This is a genomic window from Pseudomonas sp. P9_2 (assembly GCF_034008255.1).
GTDB lineage: Bacteria > Pseudomonadota > Gammaproteobacteria > Pseudomonadales > Pseudomonadaceae > Aquipseudomonas > Aquipseudomonas synxantha_A.
Window position 1 is genome coordinate 403,322 of record NZ_CP125376.1, and the last position, 18,898, is coordinate 422,219.

Genomic DNA, 18,898 nt, shown 5'->3' on the forward strand with positions numbered 1-18,898 from the left:
TTAGTTGGAACAAGCAATGCCAAACAATGATCAATCGAAACTAGAGGCAGGTATGCAGGCGCATTCTAAAATTAGCGTAGCCCTTGTAAACAGCGGTTGAGCGAAAAAGATGGCATTTCGCCAAAACTTTAAAAGTATCCGTAGGAAACAGACTACACACTTAAAAACACGATAAAGAAGTTACTGTAAGACGCAGACCACACTAACTCAAAAGCGCCTGCACAACCACGGGTTAGATAAGAATTCGAGTCATGACTCTAATTAAAGTTATAGCTCTATAAATAAAAAAGATCCAATCGGACTTGTTTCATTTATGACCGAAACCCGCGGCTACCCCATTGACCGTTGGTCGCCAAGGGCTATCCTCCGCACAAAGATATATCTTAAGTTATATCTAAACTTGTTCAGAGGACTTGCGCATGAAACACGAGCATCGCGGCGAATTTGAAAAACGCGGCGGCCGCGGCCCACGGGTATTCGCCCCCGGCGACCTGAAGCTGCTGCTGTTGTCATTGATCGCCGAGCAACCTTGCCATGGCTACGACCTGATCCGCCGCATCGAAAGCCTGTTCGACGGCGCCTACAGCCCCAGTCCCGGCGTGATCTACCCCACCCTGACCTTTCTTGAAGAGAGCGAGCTGATCAGCGGCGACGCCGATGGCGGAAAAAAACGCTACACAATCACCGACGCCGGTCGTCTCTTCTTAAGCGAACAAGCCGTTGCCCTGGAGGGTGTGCGCATGCGCCTGGATGTCAGCAAGCGCTCGCTGCGTGGCCACGACCGCCCACCCCAGATCCATGAGGCGGTGCACAACCTGCGCCACGCCTTGCATTCGCACAACGGGCACTGGAGCCCGGAAGAAATCATTCGTGTCGCGGCGCTGCTCAATCGCACCGCTCAAGCCATTGCCGACGGGACAGACCAATGAACACACAAGCCATTCATCGCGTGACCCACGAAATCAAACGCCGCCGCCTGGAAGTTCTGCGGGTGGTGGACATCACCCCGCGCATGCGTCGCATCACACTGGGCGGGCCTGAACTGGAGGGCTTTATCAGCCTGGGCAGCGACGATCACATCAAGCTGCTGTTCCCGCAGAACGCCGCCGAGCAAGCAGCGCTTGAAAGCCCGACGTTCGCCATCAAGGGCGACGGCCCGCAACCGGCCATGCGCGACTACACGCCACGGCGCTACGACCTGGAAATCGGCGAGCTGGATATCGACTTCGTGCTGCATGGCGATGGCCCTGCGTCCACCTGGGCCGAGCAGGCGCAGGTCGGGCAGCACCTGTATATCGGTGGGCCACGGGGCTCGATGATCGTGCCGGACATTTTCGACAGCTACCTGCTGATCGGCGATGAAACCGCCCTGCCCGCCATTGCGCGGCGTCTGGAGGAGTTGCCCGCTGGGCGCAAGGTGATTGCAGTGATTGAAATCGCCAATGCGGCGGAGCAACAGACGCTGCAAAGTGCGGCCGATGTGGAGGTGATCTGGGTGCTGCGTGGCCACGATGACCTGCTTGAGGTGGTGCAAAACCTGACGCTGCCCGACGGCACGCTGTACAGCTTCGTGGCGACCGAAACCAGGTTGTCGCGCCAGGTACGGCGGGTGTTGCTGGACACCCACAAAGTCAATGAAGAATACCTCAAGGCCGTGGGTTACTGGCGCGCCGACGGTAGCTCGCAAGAGTGAGTCAGGGCCGGGGCTTGATGAATTTATCCAGCCCCACCATCACCAACGCTATCGCCACAAACCCCGCCAGAATCCCCCCGGCATTCACAAACACTTGTGGATAACCGAGGCGGTCCACATCGATGAACGGGTACTGATACTGCCCAAGCAAATGCCCACGCATCAGCACATACGCGAAGTACATCAATGGGTAAATCACCCAGGCGCCGATGTGCTTGAGGCGCAAAAAACCCTTGGGCACACAGCGCCACCAATAAATCAGAAACAGCAACGGCATCACGTCGTGCAGCAATTCATCGGCGATAAATTGAAAGCCTTCAGGGCTCCACAAATGCCGCAGCAGCAGGTTGTAGGCCAGGCTTACCACCACAATGCTCACGGCGACTCCACTGCTGATGTGAGGCGCCAGGAAAAACCGTTTGCCGGCTGACTCCCGGTTGACCCAGGCGTAGCTCAACACCACCACCACCAGGGTGTTGGTCAACACGGTGAAGAAACTGAAAAAACTCACCAGCCCACCCAGCAGGCTGGCTTCAATGGACCAGCGTGAATAAAGGATCAGGTACTGCTGGATCGTCAACCCCACCCAGCCGGCAAGCGCCGCCGTCGCGACAAAACGCTTCATGGGTTCAGTCCAGCGGGCGTTTGGTGCGCATCAGCTTGACGTACAACCCTTCGACTTTTTCCCGCGCCCAGGGCGTCTTGCGCAGGAAGGTCAGGCTCGACTTGATGCTCGGGTCGCTCTTGAAGCAGCGGATATCAATACGTTCGGCCAAGCCGCTCCATTCGTAATGCTCCACCAGGGTGGTGAGCACGTGTTGCAGGGTCACGCCGTGGAGCGGGTCGTTGCTTGTCGCGGTCATGCCAGGCCTTTTGCAAAAAGAGGAAACACAGCCGCGCACCTTAGCCGACGAGGCGTGCAGGTGGAAGCATCGCATTGAATATAGCCCGCCAGGAAAAGTTCCCCTTCCTGACGAAAAAAGAGATGTTATATTGTAACTATATCTATCAGACGTTTTGCCTAGGAATATCCGATGTCCCTGCCTTCTCTCTGGCGCTTGTCCCCTCTCGCCGCCGCCTTGTTGATCAGCTCACAAGCCTATGCCCTGGAACTGCCCCCCCAAGTCGTCACTGGCAACCCGCTGGGTAGCGAACAACTGGCCTCGCCCACCACTGTGCTGGAAGGTGATGAGCTGACCCTGCAACAAAAAGGCAGCCTCGGCGAAACCCTGAACAAGCAGCCCGGGGTGTCATCGTCGTATTTCGGCCCAGGCGCCAGCCGCCCGATCATTCGCGGCCAGGATGGCGACCGGATTCGCATCCTGCGCAACGGCGTGGGGGCGCTGGATGCGTCGTCGCTGTCCTATGACCACGCGGTGCCGCTGGACCCGATCAATGTCGACCGTATCGAAATCGTGCGCGGCCCCGCAGCACTGCTGTACGGCGGCAGTGCCATCGGTGGCGTGGTCAACACCTTCGACAACCGCATCCCCACCGAGGCCATCGAAGGCATCCACGGTGCGGGGGAACTGCGCTACGGCGGCGCCGACACCACCCGCAGCAGCGCGGGCAAGCTGGAGGCCGGCAATGGCACATTCGCCTTGCACCTGGACGCCAATGCGCGGGAATTCAACGACCTGAAAATCCCTGGTTATGCGCGCAGCCGCCACGCGCCGGAGAGCGAAAACGGCCCCGGCAAAAACGGCCGCCTGGGTAACAGCAACGGGCGTCAGGACGGCGGTGCGGTGGGTGGTTCCTACACCTGGGATGATGGTTACGCGGGCCTGTCCTACAGCAACTACGACAGCAATTATGGCTCCCCCGCCGAGCAGGATGTACGCATCCGCATGAAGCAGGATCATTACGCCTTTGCCTCCGAAATCCGCAACCTGCAGGGCCCGTTTACCTCGGTGAAGATCGACGCGGGCTACACCGAGTATCAGCACCGCGAAATCGAAGGCGGCGAAACCGGCACCACCTTCAAGAACAAAGGCTATGAAGCCCGAGTGGAGGCGCGTCACCAGCCCATCGGGCCGTTCGACGGCGTGGTCGGCGCCCAAGTGACCCGCAATGAATTTTCGGCCCTGGGTGAGGAAGCGTTCGTACCGCAGACCGATACCAACGCTGGCGCCCTGTTTATCCTGGAAGAGATGCAAGCCACCGAGCGCTTGAAACTCAGCCTGGGTGCGCGCCTTGAGCACACCAACGTCGACCCGGATGGCAAGGGCAATGCGCGCTTTGCCACTGCGGATAAATCCAGCGACTTCACCGCTGGCAGCCTGTCGTCGGGTGCGGTCTACACGCTTACGCCCATCTGGTCGGTGGCCGCGACGCTGGGCTACACCGAGCGCGCCCCGACCTTCTACGAGCTGTATGCCAACGGTGCCCACGTCGCCACCGGCACCTATGAATTGGGCGACGCCAACCTGTCGAAAGAAAAAGCCGTGTCCAGCGACCTGGCCCTGCGTTTTGACAATGGCACCCATAAGGGCAGCTTTGGCGTGTTCTACAGCCGCTTCTCCAACTACATCGGCTTGCTCGGCACTGGCCGCACGTTGAACGACGAGGGTGAAGAGGATGCTGGCGGTATTCCCGAGTACGGCTACTCCGGCGTACGTGCGCGTTTCGCCGGTTTCGAAGCCCAGGATCACTGGAAGCTCGGCGAAGGCGCCTACGGCAAGTTCGCGCTGGAACTGTCGGGCGACTACACCCGCGCCACCAACCTGGACAGCGGCGAAGCCTTGCCGCGCATTGCGCCCCTGCGTTTGAACAGCGGCTTGCTGTGGGAACTGGATCGCTGGCAGGCACGTATCGATGTGGAACATGCCGCGGGCCAAGGGCGCGTGCCGGATAACGAGAGCGGCACCGATGGCTACACCACTTTGGGAGCAAGCGCGGGCTATCGCTTCAACGTCGGTGGCAGCCAGTGGCTGGCGTTCGTCAACGGTGAAAACCTGACCAACCAGACCGTGCGCTACGCCAGCTCGATCCTGCGCGACATCGCACCAGCACCGGGACGCAGTGTGCAATTCGGCATCCGCACCACCTTCTGACCAACACCGAAAACCCTTTGTGGGAGGGAACAAGCCCCCTCCCACATTATTAGATTAGCCAGCGACTATCTGTCACTGTTACCAAAACTGAAATGATGCATCTTGCGATTCACCCTTTCTCAAAACGCCCCGCCGCATTATCCTTCGCAACAATCTGAAACGCTTCACCTCCCGGTCGCCCCATTTGCCGAATCTCTTCCTGCACAAAGACAGCGCTGTCTTGAATCGACCAGCGCCGGGGGGTTTATTGCCCGCTTGTGGATAACCGAGTTATCCACAGAAAAAACCAAAAATAACGATGAACCAAGCCCGAGCCGAATCGTCATCTACAGTGAGTGAAGCACGGGGTTACATAATTCCAACGTAACGGAGAAACACACTATGAGCACTGATGGTGCCTCAAGCCCAAGCCGCCTGTTGCCCAGGCTGCTGGGGGTCTTGCTGCTGATCATGGGGCTGGCCTTGCTGGCCGGCGGCGTCAAGCTGAGTATGCTCGGCGGGTCGCTGTACTACCTGCTGGCCGGTATCGGCATTGCCCTGACCGGCGTGTTGCTGCTGGCTACCCGCCGCGCTGCGCTGGGCCTGTATGCACTGGTGTTGTTCGCCAGCACCGTGTGGGCCCTGTGGGAAGTGGGCCTGGACTGGTGGCAGTTGGTGCCGCGCCTGGCCCTGCTGTTCGCCCTGGGCATCGTCATGCTGCTGCCGTGGTTTCGCCGGCCATTGCTGCGTGGCCAAGCCGCGCCGCTGGGCACTGGCGCGCTGAGCGTGGCCTTGGTGCTGGCGGGCGCAACCGCCCTGGCCAGCCAGTTCACCAACCCAGGTGAAATGGTCAAGACCGGCCAACTGGACCGCGACGCGGTACCCGGCATGGCCAGCGCCGCACCCTCCCAAGCCGATGGCGACTGGAACTCCTATGGCCGTTCGGCCTTCGGTGACCGTTACTCGCCACTGGCGCAGATCACCCCGGAAAACGCCCACAAACTGGTGCCAGCGTGGACCTATCGCACCGGCGATATCCCGGGGCCGAACGATCCGGGTGAAACCACCGCGGAAAACACCCCGCTGAAAGTCAACGGCATGCTCTACGTGTGCACGCCGCACAGCCAGGTGATCGCGCTGGACCCGGACACCGGCAAGGAAATCTGGCGCTTCGATCCGAAGATCAGCAGCCAGGGCGCCGAGAACTTCAAGGGTTGGGCGCACATGACCTGCCGTGGCGTGTCGTATCACGATGACGCCGCCTACGCTTCCGAACAGAGCCCGACTGGCAGCGCTAGCCCGGCTGCAGCACCGACTGCCTGCCCGAAACGCATCTTCGTGCCGACTGCTGACACCCGTCTGATCGCCCTGAACGCCGACACCGGCAAGATGTGCGAAGACTTCGGTGACAAAGGCCAGGTCGACCTGCGTGCCAACATCGGCAGCTTCGCCCCAGGCGGCTACTACTCCACTTCGCCACCGGCCGTGACCAAGAACCTGGTGGTGATCGGCGGCCATGTGACCGATAACGTTTCCATCGACGAGCCTAGCGGTGTGATCCGCGCGTTCGACGTGCACACCGGCAAGCTGGTGTGGAACTGGGACAGCGGCAACCCGGACGACACCACCCCGTTGGCCGAGGGCAAGACCTACACCCGCAACTCGCCGAACATGTGGTCCATGTTCGCCGTGGATGAAAAACTCGGCATGTTGTACCTGCCGATGGGCAACCAGATGCCCGACCAGTACGGCGGCGACCGTACCGATGATTCCGAGAAATACGCAGCTGGCCTGACCGCTCTGGACATCGACACCGGCCACGTGAAGTGGACCTTCCAGTTCACCCACCATGACCTGTGGGACATGGACGTGGGCGGCCAGCCTTCGCTGATCGACATCAAGACTGCTGACGGCGTCAAGCAAGCGGTGATGGCATCGACCAAGCAAGGCAGCATCTACGTGCTGGATCGCAGCAACGGTCAGCCAGTGGTTCCGATCAACGAAATCCCTGTACCGCAAGGCGCAGTGGCCGGCGATCGCACCTCCCCGACCCAACCCAAGTCCGACCTGAACTTCATGCCGCCGCCCCTCAAGGAGCGTGACATGTGGGGCGTGACGCCGTTCGACCAACTGATCTGCCGGATCGACTTCAAGTCGATGCGCTACGACGGCCCGTTCACCCCGCCATCGCTGCAAGGCTCGATCGTGTACCCAGGCAACTTCGGCGTGTTCGACTGGGGCGGCATCTCGGTTGACCCGGTGCGTCAGATCGCGTTCGTGAACCCAAGCTACATGGCGTTCAAATCGAAACTGATCCCGGCAGCCGACATCGCCAAGCAAGGCCCACGCGTCAGCGAAACCGAAGGCGTACAGCCGAACAAAGGCGCGCCGTACGGTGTGATCCTTGAAGCACTGCTGTCGCCGATGGGCCTGCCGTGCCAGGCGCCAGCGTGGGGCTACGTGGCAGCGGTCGACCTGACCAACCACCAGACCATCTGGATGCACAAGAACGGCACCGTGCGTGACAGCTCGCCGGTCCCGATCCCGCTGACCATGGGCGTGCCTAGCCTGGGCGGTACGTTCACCACCGCCGGTGGCGTCGCGTTCCTCAGCGGCACCCTGGACCAGTACCTGCGTGCCTATGACGTGAAGAACGGCAAGCAACTGTGGGAAGGCCGCCTGCCAGCAGGCGCGCAAACCACCCCGATGACCTACACCGGCAAGGACGGCAAGCAATACGTGCTGGTCATGGCTGGCGGTCACGGCTCGCTGGGCACCAAGCAGGGTGACTATGTGATGGCGTTCAAACTGCCGGATTAAGCAGCATCGGCGGTCAATGAAGGCGGCTACCTGATGGGTAGCCGCTTTTTTTTCGTCCCTGATAACCACCACGCAAAGAGAAATCCTACTTGCCCGCTGCCCGTTGTCAGTAATTTAGTGCACAAGCCCTGCGTAACATCTGGGTGCACGGATGAAATTCAAATGGAGCTTTTCACTATGACGGACCATAGCGCTGTACAACCAAACCTGTGTATCTCGACAAAAATCCTGGAACTGGAACAACTCGACAGTCCAAGTTTAAGAAAGCTGATCAGCGGGCAAGTGCTTGCCATTCGAGTGCCCGACTTCGCCAACGAAAAAACCAGTGCACGGTTGATTCAGAGCATCAGCGAAACCGCCACGCTGGAGCAATACAGCCACGAAACCTACGAGGGCGGGCACGTCGTACAGCACTTCTATGGCGTGCATCGCTGGGGCACGCCGTTCAATTCCACCTATGGCAAGGTTGCGGGCAGTGATGCCCAACGCAAGTATTACGCTGACGCTGCCCATATGCGCAGCCTGATCGACCGCATTTGCGCCCCGCAACAGCCGCCCATTCAAGACTTGATGGAGCAGTTCCAGAGCATTTGGCCGCAAGGCGCACAAGCCGCTGCATTCCAGGGCCAGCCGATGTTCTGCGGGATCATCCGCGCCATGTTTCCCGAGACGGCGCACCTCTCTGAAACCGTTCCTCACGTGGATTGCCTGCCCCGCTTGATCGCTGATCTGGAACATCAGTTCAGCGCCAATATCTACCTTCAGACACCACCTTCGGGAGGAGAGTTAGTCATTTGGGATACCCCAGCGTTTGCCTATGACGAGGTCAAGCATTTCGAAGGCGCCCAACTGCCCGAGCAGCGCTTGCAAAAGCCGTTGCGCATTCAGCCACGCAAAAACGAACTGGTGATCATCAACACACGCCGCCCCCACGCCATTTGCGGATTCGATTCGGGCACACGCATCAGCATGCAATCGTTTATCGGCTACGTTCCTGGCGAACCGTTTTACTTCTGGTGCTAACCCTTTTATCGCGCTTGCAAATGGACATGTTGATATGACCCCCGAAGAATTCCGTCGCCATGGCTACGCCATGATCGACCTGATCGCAGACTATCGAGAAAACATCGAGCAACGCGGCGTGCAGCCCAACACGGTGCCTGGCGAAATCAAGGCCGCCCTGCCAGCGAGCCCGCCTGACAGCGCCGAACCGTTCGAACAGATCATGGGCGATGTCGAAAAGCTGATCATGCCCGGGCTGCTGCATTGGCAGCATCCGAGTTTTTTCGGCTTCTTCCCTTCCAACGTGGAGCTGTCTTCGGTGCTGGGCGATTGCCTGAGCACTGGCCTGGGTGTGGTGGGCTTGTCCTGGCAATCCAGCCCGGCCCTCACCGAAATCGAAGAAGTGACCACCGATTGGCTGCGCGACATGCTCGGCCTGAGCAGCGCCTGGAGCGGCGTGATCCAGGACTCCGCGTCCACCTCCACCCTGGTGGCCCTCATCAGCGCCAGGGAGCGCAGCTCCGATTACGCGCTGATGCATGACGGCCTGCAAAACAGCGGCGCGCCCCTGATCGTCTACACCTCAGCCCACGCCCATAGCTCGGTCAACAAGGCGGCGATCCTGGCCGGATTCGGCCAGAACCATATCCGCACCATCGCCACCGACCAACACAATGCAATGTCGCCCCAGGCATTGGCGCACGCCATCGAACAGGACCTGGCCGCCGGCAATCGCCCCTGCGTAGTAATTGCTACCACCGGGACCACAGCCGCCATGGCGATCGACCCTCTGGATGCGATTGGCGACCTGACCCAACGCCACGGTGTGTGGCTGCATGTGGACTCGGCCATGGCCGGCGCTGCGATGATCCTGCCGGAATGCCGGGCACTGTGGCAGGGCATCGAAAAAGCCGACTCCCTGGTGCTCAACCCGCACAAATGGCTGGGCGCGGCCTTCGATTGCTCGGTGTACTTCGTGCGCGACCCCGAGCATTTGATTCGCATCATGACCACCAACCCGAGCTACTTGCAGTCCAGTGCCGACGGCCAGGTCAGAAACTACCGCGACTGGCGGATTTCACTGGGCAGCCGCTTCCGTGCCCTGAAGCTGTGGTTTCTGATACGCGAACAAGGCGTCAGCGGCTTGCAGGCACGGCTGAGGCGCGACCTGGCCAATGCACGCTGGCTGGCTGAACAGATCGAAAGCAGCGCGCAATGGAAACTGGTGGCCGCGCCAGCCCTGCAAACCCTGTGTATTCGCCATGAACCGCCAGGGCTGAACGGCGAGGCGCTGGATCAGCACACGCGGGCCTGGGCAGAAAAGCTCAACCAGTCCGGTCATGCCTATGTCACCCCGGCCCTCCTCGAAGAGCGCTGGATGGTGCGGGTGTCCATCGGAGCATTGGGCACCGAGCGCCAGCATGTCGAACGGTTATGGACGCGGCTGCAAAGCCTGGTCGAGCAAACGCATTCTTAGGTCGACACCCGCGCACGGCGCATCCAGCGCTCGAACGCCATGGCATTCAGTGGCCGGCTGATCAGGTAGCCCTGGGCCGTGTCGCACTGCCAGTGCTTGAGCAGGGTGAGGCTGTGCTCGAACTCCACCCCCTCGGCCACTACCTTGAGGCCCAGGTTGTGGCTCATCTCGATGGTGGAGCGCACGATCACGCCGTCGCCGCTGGTGCTGTCGAGGTTGCGTATGAACGACTGGTCGATCTTCAACTCCTGTACCGGCAGGCGCTGCAACTGCGCCAGTGATGAGTAACCGGTACCGAAGTCGTCCACCGACAGGCTGATGCCGCAGCCGCGCAGTTGTTCCAGCACGCTGAGGGCTTGCTGTGGATTGTGCATGATGGCGCTTTCGGTGATTTCGAAAAGCAAATGCTCGGCGCTCACCTCGTAGTGGATCAATAGCGCAGTGACGCGAATGGCCAAGTCGTCATCGACCAGGTCGTTCACCGAGATATTCACCGACAGTTGAATCACCAGGCCACGCAGCGCCCATTCGGCAATCTGGCGGATGGCCTCCTCAATCACCCATAAGGTCAGGGGCCCCATGCTGCCGGTGCGTTCGGCCAGGGGAATGAATTCTGTGGGCGACACTTGCCCAAGGGTCGGGTGTTGCCAACGCAGCAAGGCTTCCGCCTGGCCCACATGGCCGTGCTTGAGGTCGAGCTTGGGCTGATAGCACAGGAACAACTCGCCTTCGACCACCGCCCGGCGCAGATCGCGGATCAAGGTAATCTGGCGTTGGTGAGCGAGGTCGCGATCAGGCTGGTAGATCTGCAAATGCCCCGGCATGGTGGCCGCGTCATGCCGAGCGATGGCGGCGCGGTTGATCAGTTCCTCGACCTGCTGACCGTCTGCGGGATACGCGGCAATGCCGATGCTCACTTCATGACGCACTTCATCGTTACCGATGCGCTGGGGTTCGGTCAGCAGCCCGTACACGCGGTCGGCACGGGCGACGGCGGAGTCGATTTCGGTGTTTTCCAGCAACAGCAGAAACTCACTGCCGGCAATGCGCGCGGCGGTGTCGCTGGCCAGCAGGCTCATGGACAGGCAGCGGCTGGCTTCGCACAACATTTCTTCCACACCCTGGGGGCCGAAGCCTTCGTTGATGACCCGATAGTTTTCAATCCCCAGGTACAGCAACACCACCGGCCGCCGCGCACTGATCGCACTGCCCAGACGCTCCATGGCCAGGGCACGATTAGGCAGGCCGGTGAGCGCATCATGCAAGGCGTTATGGGCCAACTGTCGTTCGCGCACGGCGATGCCGCTTTGCATGGCATTGAAAGCGCGGGCCAAGAGGCCGAACTCATCGTGGCTGCGCACCCGCACCGGCGTGTGGTAGTCACCGGCGCCGATCCGCTCAGCGGCCCGCACCAATGCATTGAGCGGGCGTGATACACGCCGCGCAAGAAACAACGCCGCCCCCAGCGAGACCAACAGCACCGCCACGGCAATCACCAGAAACTGCCGGTCCAGCGGTGCGAAGGATTCCAGGGCGTGGTCCAGCGGGCTTTGCAGCAGCACGCGCACTTCATCGCCTTCGCCGCTATTGGCCAAGGGCAACACCTGGCTGAGCACGCGCTGGCCATGGAACCCATGGACCCGCGCCTGCGGATCGATCGACGTGCCCAGCAGCAGGTCGATGACGCTCGGGCGCACACTGCCCGGCTGGGTAGTGAAGAGCTGGCCGACATGGCCGCCTTGCACACTGAGGAACGACACCTCAAGGTTGCTCATGGAGCGCAACTCATGGGCAAATTGCGTATCCATGGGAAAGCCCATGATCACTCGGGCGATGGGCGCAGGTTCAAGGACTTCCTTCTGCACCAGCAAGTAGGGGCGCCCAGCCATGGCGACGATCAACATTTGCTGGCCGCTGCGGCGCGCGCTGCGCAATGCATTGGCATAAGGGAACGCCTCCCCTTGCTTCATCGTCAGCAAGGTACTGACCATGACCCTGTCATCCAGGCCCAACACGAACACTTCGCTGGAATTGACCCCCGTACCGTGGCGCCCCAGGGCCTCCAGGATCGGCACCGTTGCGCCACCGGCCACGGCCTGCTTGAACGGGCCATCGATGGTGAGCCAGTCCAACCCATATTGCAGGCGGCGGCCGCGCAGGTCCAACAAGCGCTCGAACACCTGCCGCCCAGTGTCCAACTGCACCTGGGCCTGGTTCTCCACGGCGCGGGTAGTAGCGGCCTTGACGGCGAAATATGTGGCCGCCACCACCACCAGCAACAACAGCGCCAGTACTCCGGCAATCCGGGTTTGAAAGGTGTGCAGCCAGTGCATGGGCGTGCCTTCGGGTATCACCCGCCGCTGCGCGTGACTCCATCCTGTTCTCATACCTGTCCCTGGCGACCTGATCCGCCGTCAAAAAAACATTCATTTAGAGCGAATATTCAATTCACGCAGATTAGCTGGGACTAGAGATAAGTAAAACCCGTAAAAACAGGGGCCGGCGCGCCATATTTTTGACATAAAAGTCTTCGTCATCACTGCAAAGCCCACTGTACCGTCGGTCGGCACTGTCATTTCTCACAGCTAGGCGAAGTGAAAAGGGTCGGATTGAATGAGTTACGGCTCGATCAAGCACAGGCTGCGAGTCGCACTTCTGACTCAATCACAATCAGGTGCCCGCCATGTCTTACGATCCAGACCATCTGTTACACGTGCCCAGCGCCCCCCGTTCTGCAGATTCAAGCGACAAGCCTGCTGGAGGACTTTCGGGAGACCCTGCAAACCCAACGTTGCTCGAAGAGGAAGAAGAGGAAAAAGTTCCGTTCTCCGACTTGGTGCTGAATATCGCGAACATCACCCCAATACCGGGTACCGATGGAGGCCTCAACAACGCAGCGCTGATAGTCAACCCCTCGGGCGTCAACTGCACCTTCAGACCCTGGATCAATATGGCCTATGACGACCGTGCATCCATTAATGTTAACGATATCGAAGCGGCTCATTACAACGTCACAGAGGAAGACGTCAGGGTTGGCAGGTCCGTGACCCTGACGATAGATCGTTTCAAGTTTGTCGACCAGGCACAAAACAAACTTCAAGGCGTAGTCAAAGGCGTGAACAGCGGCACTACCAGAGAATTCAGCATCTTGGTGGACAGCAAAGCGCCCGGTGGCCTGGACCCCGATGGCAGTACTGAGTTGACCAACGAAAACCTGGCGCGGATTGAATTCGTAGACCCCATCATCGAAAGCACAGGCATCGTAAACAGTGGACACATCACCAACGGCGTCAAGATCCGCATCGCCAAATACCCGGTGAATCAGGCGGTAGATCAGGTTTATCACCGCAAAGAGGGCGACGTCATCCACGTGAACATTGGGGGGGTGGTCAGTACTCATCAAGTGACCAACGCGGAGGCAGCCAGCAACGAGCCGGTCATCATGACGATCGAACACGGCAAGTGGATGGAGATGACCAAGGGCGCGAATATCGCCCTCTGGTATGTGAGAGACCGGGTGGGTAACCAGTCTTTCGGCTTTTCGATCCCAAGGACCATACAGAACAGAACGTACGCGGGCACCAGCCTGAGCGCCGGGGAAGTTCATGAACACGAGTACGATGCAGACAATAACGAGTATTACATCGACGCCGATGCTCACGCGCGCGACCTGAACTATAAGGTCCGCCTGAACGGTGACGGCTGGCAGATCAACGATGAGTTACACGTCACCTACTTTGGGTTGACCTCGGCGGGAGCACTCAAACACATTGAAACTTATCCGGTGCTGCGCCCGGATTTGCTGCGCGTTGACATCCGGCTGCCACTGGCCTTTGTCAAACAACTGGTAGGCGTTTCACTGATTGCCTACCACGAACGCGTGCGCCCCGGAGAGCCAGAGAATGTCCCGTCCGAAACCGTTATTTACAAGGTTCGAGGTACACCCGTCGACAACCGATACCCAGCGCCCATCGTCGAAGGCCTGGTCAACGGCACGCTGCCCAATATCGACCCTGTATGGATTAAAGTGCCCCGCGGCAGGCTGATCAAAGATGACAGGATCGAATTGTCCATTACCGGTAAAACACCTTCCGGCGACGACGTGTATGCGTCAGACGTCCTACGCGTAACCGAAGATGACCCGGACTACATTTGGTTCTCGTTCAGATACCAACTGGTGTTCAAGCCGTTGGAGGGATCGGCGTTCACTGCAAAATACGTGGTCAATCGAGACGCCGAGAACCCCTCGCAAGCGGTTACCGTACCGGTCGGTGACATCGCTCTCCCCCTGCCCGCTCCCGTGTCACCGGACGCGCCACCGCCTGAACATCGGTTTGATGAGTTGGTAACCAAAGGCAATCTCAGAGCGAACGTCGAGTGGCATTCGAGCATCGCTCTGAACGATGAGGTAAGGATACTTGCCGAAGGAAGCAAGACGAACGACTCGGTTCCCACCTCGTGGCTCAAAGTTGATGGCACTTGGTATGGCGACACCCTTCCCTTCTACATCCCGCGCACCCTACTGCTGAACAATAGACACGGAACCGTGACGCTGCGTTGGGAAGTACGTACTCCGCCCTCGGTCAGCGTGCGTAGGTCCCTGCCGCTGATCGTCAAAGTCGGTGTGGGGTTGCAACTGACCGAATGCCCGACCCTGGTGGAAGCAGACCCAGTGTCGTCTTGCAGGGTCAGCCTCGATCCCCTGCGCGTATGGACCCCGTTTGCTCGCACAACTACATTCAGGGTCACTTACCCCATGGATCGCAATGACTGGGTCACCCTGAAAATAGAGGGAAAAGCCGGTGTGGGCACGCCGCAGATTCCGCCTAAACGTGGTGTTCCCGATGCGGGTCATGACTACATCACGTTTGCCTGGCTCAGTGACTTTATCGCTGCGTACCCAGGCGAATCCTTCGAGGTGTACTTCGAAGTGCTGCGCGACAACGACACGACTGAATCGCCTCGGCTTACCGTTCAGGTGCAACGTTTCCCTGCGCAAACGCTTAACCTGCTGAGCGTACCGGAGGCGGTGAACGGGGTGATCGACCCTGACAAAGCCAATTCGGTACAAATCAGGGCCTGGCCGTTTTTCCGCGCCGGCCGCGCAGTAGGGATCAACCTCTACAGCACGACCGACCTGGCGCTGCGGCGCGCGATTGATGTAACACCGGCAGAAGTGAGTGCCGGGCGTACGCTTGATCGGATACCGACCGAGTATTTTGAAGACTTCGCCGATGACACCGATGTCCGCGTAGAAGGCTGGGTATCGATGGATGGGTACAATTGCGAGGAAACAGCCCAGCGCTTTAACGTGGGCATATACCGCGTACGCAGGGCGGCGGGGGGGATTGTCCGGGAGATCGACGTGGGGAATGGGCCGACTTATATCGCGGTCAGTCGGGACGGTAAAAAGGCGTGTGTGGCAAATGGGCGTACGCCGTCGATTTCGGTAATTGATCTGGAGAACAATACGGCCCGGACGGTAAATACGGTGGGTTCTGTTATTAATGGATTGGCGTTGCATCCTTCGAACTCGAATCTGTATTTCTCGGTGGAAGGTGCCGGCACATCACATAGAAATCCAATTTTAAATATCAGCAATTTCACTTTCCGCTATGGCAACTGGCTACACGGTGATACCCGTGCAATATGCCTAAATCCAGGCGGAACACGACTCTTTATCGGGCCTCTAACCAGCACTTTTATTTACTATTGGAGCACCGTAACAGAGAAGCACGAGACTAGTGCCTCCACAGTCCAAACCGGCTCCAGAGCGATAATAACTAACCCTCAAGGCACAGCATTTTATTCAGTTAGCGAGAACACACAGCGTGTTGATATCAATAGCAAAGTTCGCACCCACTCGGCCGCTAATAACGGAATCGCAAGTGCTCTAGCACACTCCCCACTGTTCGCCACCTTCGAACGGCTATTTGTATGTGTGCCTAACTTAGGAAAAGTAGATATCTACAACACCTACAACAACGGCCTTACTTACGTCAAATCCCTAACCGGACTGGCGACTCCACGGGGCGTAGCCTTCCACCCAGTCAAACCGCTGGCCTACGTGACGGAGTTCGCCAGCAACACCGTCCGAATCATCGACACCACGACCGAGGAACTGGTGGGCAGTATCCCTGGCTTCAATCAACCCACGGGCCTCGCGTGCAGCGAGGATGGCAGGTACTTGTTCGTCTGCAACTTCGGCAACAACACCGTAGCAGTGGTCAACGTGTAACCACCGAAAAATGCCGCGTCTGCCTCAGGACGCGGCATTCAACCGCTCTACAGCGCCGGAGGCCATCTGCGCCATGCCCGGAAATCTCATGCAATATGTTGCTATCTCACCCCCACCATTGAAACCACTGCTCCCCCGCCCCATCTAACCTGCATACTCCCTTATGCAGGTGCCCCATGAGCGACCAGCAAGACGTCCCTGATTACGACCTCAACGATTACGCCGACCCCGAAAACGCCGAAACCGCCTCGTCCAACACCGGCCTGGCGCTGCCTGGGCAGAACCTGCCGGACAAGGTCTATATCATCCCGATCCACAACCGGCCGTTTTTCCCGGCGCAAGTGCTGCCGGTGATCGTCAATGAAGAGCCGTGGGCCGAGACCCTGGAGCTGGTGAGCAAATCCGACCACCACTCCCTTGCCCTGTTTTTCATGGACACGCCGCCCGAAGACCCACGGCATTTCGACACCTCGGCCCTGCCGCTGTACGGCACCCTGGTCAAGGTGCACCACGCCAGCCGCGAGAACGGCAAGCTGCAATTCGTGGCCCAAGGCCTGACCCGTGTGCGCATCAAGACCTGGCTCAAGCACCATCGCCCACCGTACCTGGTGGAGGTCGAATACCCGCATCAGCCCAGCGAGCCCACCGACGAGGTCAAGGCCTACGGCATGGCGTTGATCAATGCGATCAAGGAACTGCTGCCGCTCAACCCGCTGTACAGCGAAGAGTTGAAGAACTACCTCAACCGCTTCAGCCCCAACGACCCGTCGCCGCTCACCGACTTCGCCGCCGCCCTCACCTCGGCGACAGGCAATGAGTTGCAGGAAGTGCTGGACTGCGTGCCCATGCTCAAGCGCATGGAAAAAGTGCTGCCGATGCTGCGCAAAGAGGTCGAAGTGGCGCGCCTGCAAAAAGAACTGTCTGCCGAAGTGAACCGCAAGATCGGCGAGCACCAGCGCGAATTCTTCCTCAAGGAACAGCTCAAGGTCATCCAGCAGGAGCTGGGCCTGACCAAGGACGACCGCAGTGCGGACGTCGAGCAGTTCGAGCAGCGCCTGGAAGGCAAGGTGCTGCCGGCCCAGGCGAAAAAACGCATTGATGAAGAATTGAACAAACTGTCGATCCTGGAGACCGGCTCGCCGGAATACGCCGTCACGCGCAACTACCTGGACTGGGCCACTTCGGTGCCATGGGGCGTGTACGGCGCAGATAAGCTCGACCTCAAACACGCGCGCAAGGTGCTGGACAAACACCATGCGGGCCTGGATGACATCAAGAGTCGCATCCTCGAATTCCTCGCGGTGGGCGCCTATAAAGGCGAAGTCGCCGGCTCCATCGTGTTGCTGGTAGGCCCGCCGGGCGTGGGCAAGACCAGCGTGGGCAAATCCATTGCCGAGTCCCTGGGCCGACCGTTCTACCGTTTCAGCGTCGGCGGTATGCGCGATGAGGCCGAGATCAAGGGCCATCGCCGCACCTACATCGGCGCCCTGCCCGGCAAACTGGTGCAGGCACTGAAAGACGTGGAAGTCATGAACCCGGTGATCATGCTCGACGAGATCGACAAGATGGGCCAGAGCTTCCAGGGCGACCCGGCATCGGCGCTGCTGGAAACCCTGGACCCGGAGCAGAACGTCGAATTCCTCGACCACTACCTGGACCTGCGCCTGGACCTGTCCAAAGTGCTGTTCGTGTGCACCGCCAACACACTGGACTCGATTCCGGGCCCGTTGCTGGACCGCATGGAAGTGATTCGCCTGTCGGGTTATATCACCGAAGAAAAAGTCGCCATCGCCAAGCGCCACCTGTGGCCCAAACAGCTGGAAAAAGCCGGCGTCGCGAAAAACAGCCTGACCATCAGCGACGGCGCGCTGCGTGCTTTGATCGACGGTTATGCGCGGGAAGCCGGGGTGCGTCAGTTGGAGAAACAACTGGGCAAACTGGTGCGCAAGGCGGTGGTCAAGCTGCTGGATGAGCCCGACAGCGTGATCAAGATCGGCAACAAGGACCTGGAAAGCTCCCTGGGGATGCCGGTATTCCGTAACGAGCAGGTGCTGTCCGGCACCGGCGTGATCACCGGCCTGGCCTGGACCAGCATGGGCGGCGCCACTTTGCCGATTGAAGCAACGCGTATCCACACGCTCAATCGCGGCTTCAAGCTCACCGGGCAGTTGGGTGAAGTGATGAAGGAATCCGCCGAAATCGCCTACAGCTACATCAGCTCGAACCTGAAGTCGTTTGGCGGTGATCCGAAGTTCTTCGACGAAGCCTTCGTTCACTTGCACGTGCCGGAAGGCGCCACGCCGAAAGACGGCCCGAGTGCGGGTGTGACCATGGCCAGTGCGCTGCTGTCGCTGGCACGCAACCAGCCGCCAAAGAAAGGCGTGGCCATGACCGGCGAACTGACCTTGACCGGGCATGTACTGCCGATTGGCGGGGTGCGTGAAAAGGTGATTGCGGCGCGGCGCCAGAAGATCCACGAGCTGATCCTGCCGGAGCCCAACCGTGGCAGCTTTGAAGAGTTGCCGGAGTACCTGAAGGAAGGCATGACGGTGCACTTCGCCAAGCGCTTTGCGGATGTGGCGAAGGTGCTGTTCTGATAGAGCTCTAGCGCCTGAACCGGCCTCATCGGGGGCAAG

General features: G+C 59.6%; 11 protein-coding genes. 8 read left to right on the forward strand and 3 right to left on the reverse strand.

What is annotated here, in order from left to right:
* Positions 1-419 precede the first annotated feature (419 nt).
* Positions 420-929 (forward strand): PadR family transcriptional regulator, encoded by a 510-nt coding sequence (locus QMK52_RS01720; RefSeq protein ID WP_104501815.1) that lies wholly within the window; start codon positions 420-422, stop codon positions 927-929.
* The gene (locus QMK52_RS01725; RefSeq protein ID WP_320403755.1) at positions 926-1,693 is read left to right on the forward strand and encodes a siderophore-interacting protein; all 768 of its coding nucleotides are present in this window, start codon (positions 926-928) and stop codon (positions 1,691-1,693) included. Before QMK52_RS01720 ends, QMK52_RS01725 begins: the two co-directional genes overlap by 4 nt.
* 1 nt (position 1,694) lies before the next feature.
* Here the strand turns inward: QMK52_RS01725 and QMK52_RS01730 are convergent, their stop codons facing one another.
* Both QMK52_RS01730 and QMK52_RS01735 read right to left on the reverse strand, forming a co-directional pair.
* Positions 1,695-2,318, reverse strand: a complete 624-nt coding sequence (locus tag QMK52_RS01730; RefSeq protein ID WP_005785181.1) for a Pr6Pr family membrane protein — start codon at positions 2,316-2,318, stop codon at positions 1,695-1,697.
* A gap of 4 nt (positions 2,319-2,322) precedes the next feature.
* Positions 2,323-2,556 (reverse strand): VF530 family DNA-binding protein, encoded by a 234-nt coding sequence (locus tag QMK52_RS01735; protein ID WP_003188882.1) that lies wholly within the window; start codon positions 2,554-2,556, stop codon positions 2,323-2,325.
* 171 nt (positions 2,557-2,727) lie between these two features.
* Here QMK52_RS01735 and QMK52_RS01740 point away from each other — a divergent pair, with 171 nt between their 5' ends.
* The 4 genes from QMK52_RS01740 (at position 2,728) to QMK52_RS01755 (ending at position 10,024) form a co-directional block, all read left to right on the forward strand.
* On the forward strand, positions 2,728-4,746 hold the full coding sequence (locus QMK52_RS01740) for a TonB-dependent receptor (RefSeq protein WP_005785178.1): 2,019 nt from the start codon (positions 2,728-2,730) through the stop codon (positions 4,744-4,746).
* Between the two features lie 381 nt (positions 4,747-5,127).
* On the forward strand, positions 5,128-7,545 hold the full coding sequence (locus QMK52_RS01745) for a glucose/quinate/shikimate family membrane-bound PQQ-dependent dehydrogenase (protein ID WP_320403756.1): 2,418 nt from the start codon (positions 5,128-5,130) through the stop codon (positions 7,543-7,545).
* Between the two features lie 177 nt (positions 7,546-7,722).
* Positions 7,723-8,568 (forward strand): 2OG-Fe(II) oxygenase, encoded by an 846-nt coding sequence (locus tag QMK52_RS01750; RefSeq protein ID WP_005785174.1) that lies wholly within the window; start codon positions 7,723-7,725, stop codon positions 8,566-8,568.
* A gap of 34 nt (positions 8,569-8,602) precedes the next feature.
* On the forward strand, positions 8,603-10,024 hold the full coding sequence (locus tag QMK52_RS01755; protein WP_320403757.1) for a pyridoxal phosphate-dependent decarboxylase family protein: 1,422 nt from the start codon (positions 8,603-8,605) through the stop codon (positions 10,022-10,024).
* Here QMK52_RS01755 and QMK52_RS01760 read toward each other — a convergent pair.
* Positions 10,021-12,357, reverse strand: coding sequence for a putative bifunctional diguanylate cyclase/phosphodiesterase (locus tag QMK52_RS01760; RefSeq protein WP_320403758.1), 2,337 nt, complete (start codon positions 12,355-12,357; stop codon positions 10,021-10,023). The genes QMK52_RS01755 and QMK52_RS01760 overlap by 4 nt on opposite strands.
* 350 nt (positions 12,358-12,707) lie before the next feature.
* Here QMK52_RS01760 and QMK52_RS01765 point away from each other — a divergent pair, with 350 nt between their 5' ends.
* On the forward strand, positions 12,708-16,262 hold the full coding sequence (locus tag QMK52_RS01765; RefSeq protein ID WP_320403759.1) for a YncE family protein: 3,555 nt from the start codon (positions 12,708-12,710) through the stop codon (positions 16,260-16,262).
* A 176-nt stretch (positions 16,263-16,438) separates the two neighbouring features.
* Positions 16,439-18,859: an endopeptidase La gene (gene lon, locus QMK52_RS01770; protein WP_122736131.1), complete on the forward strand. Its 2,421-nt coding sequence runs from the start codon at positions 16,439-16,441 to the stop codon at positions 18,857-18,859.
* The last annotated feature ends 39 nt before the right edge of the window (positions 18,860-18,898 follow it).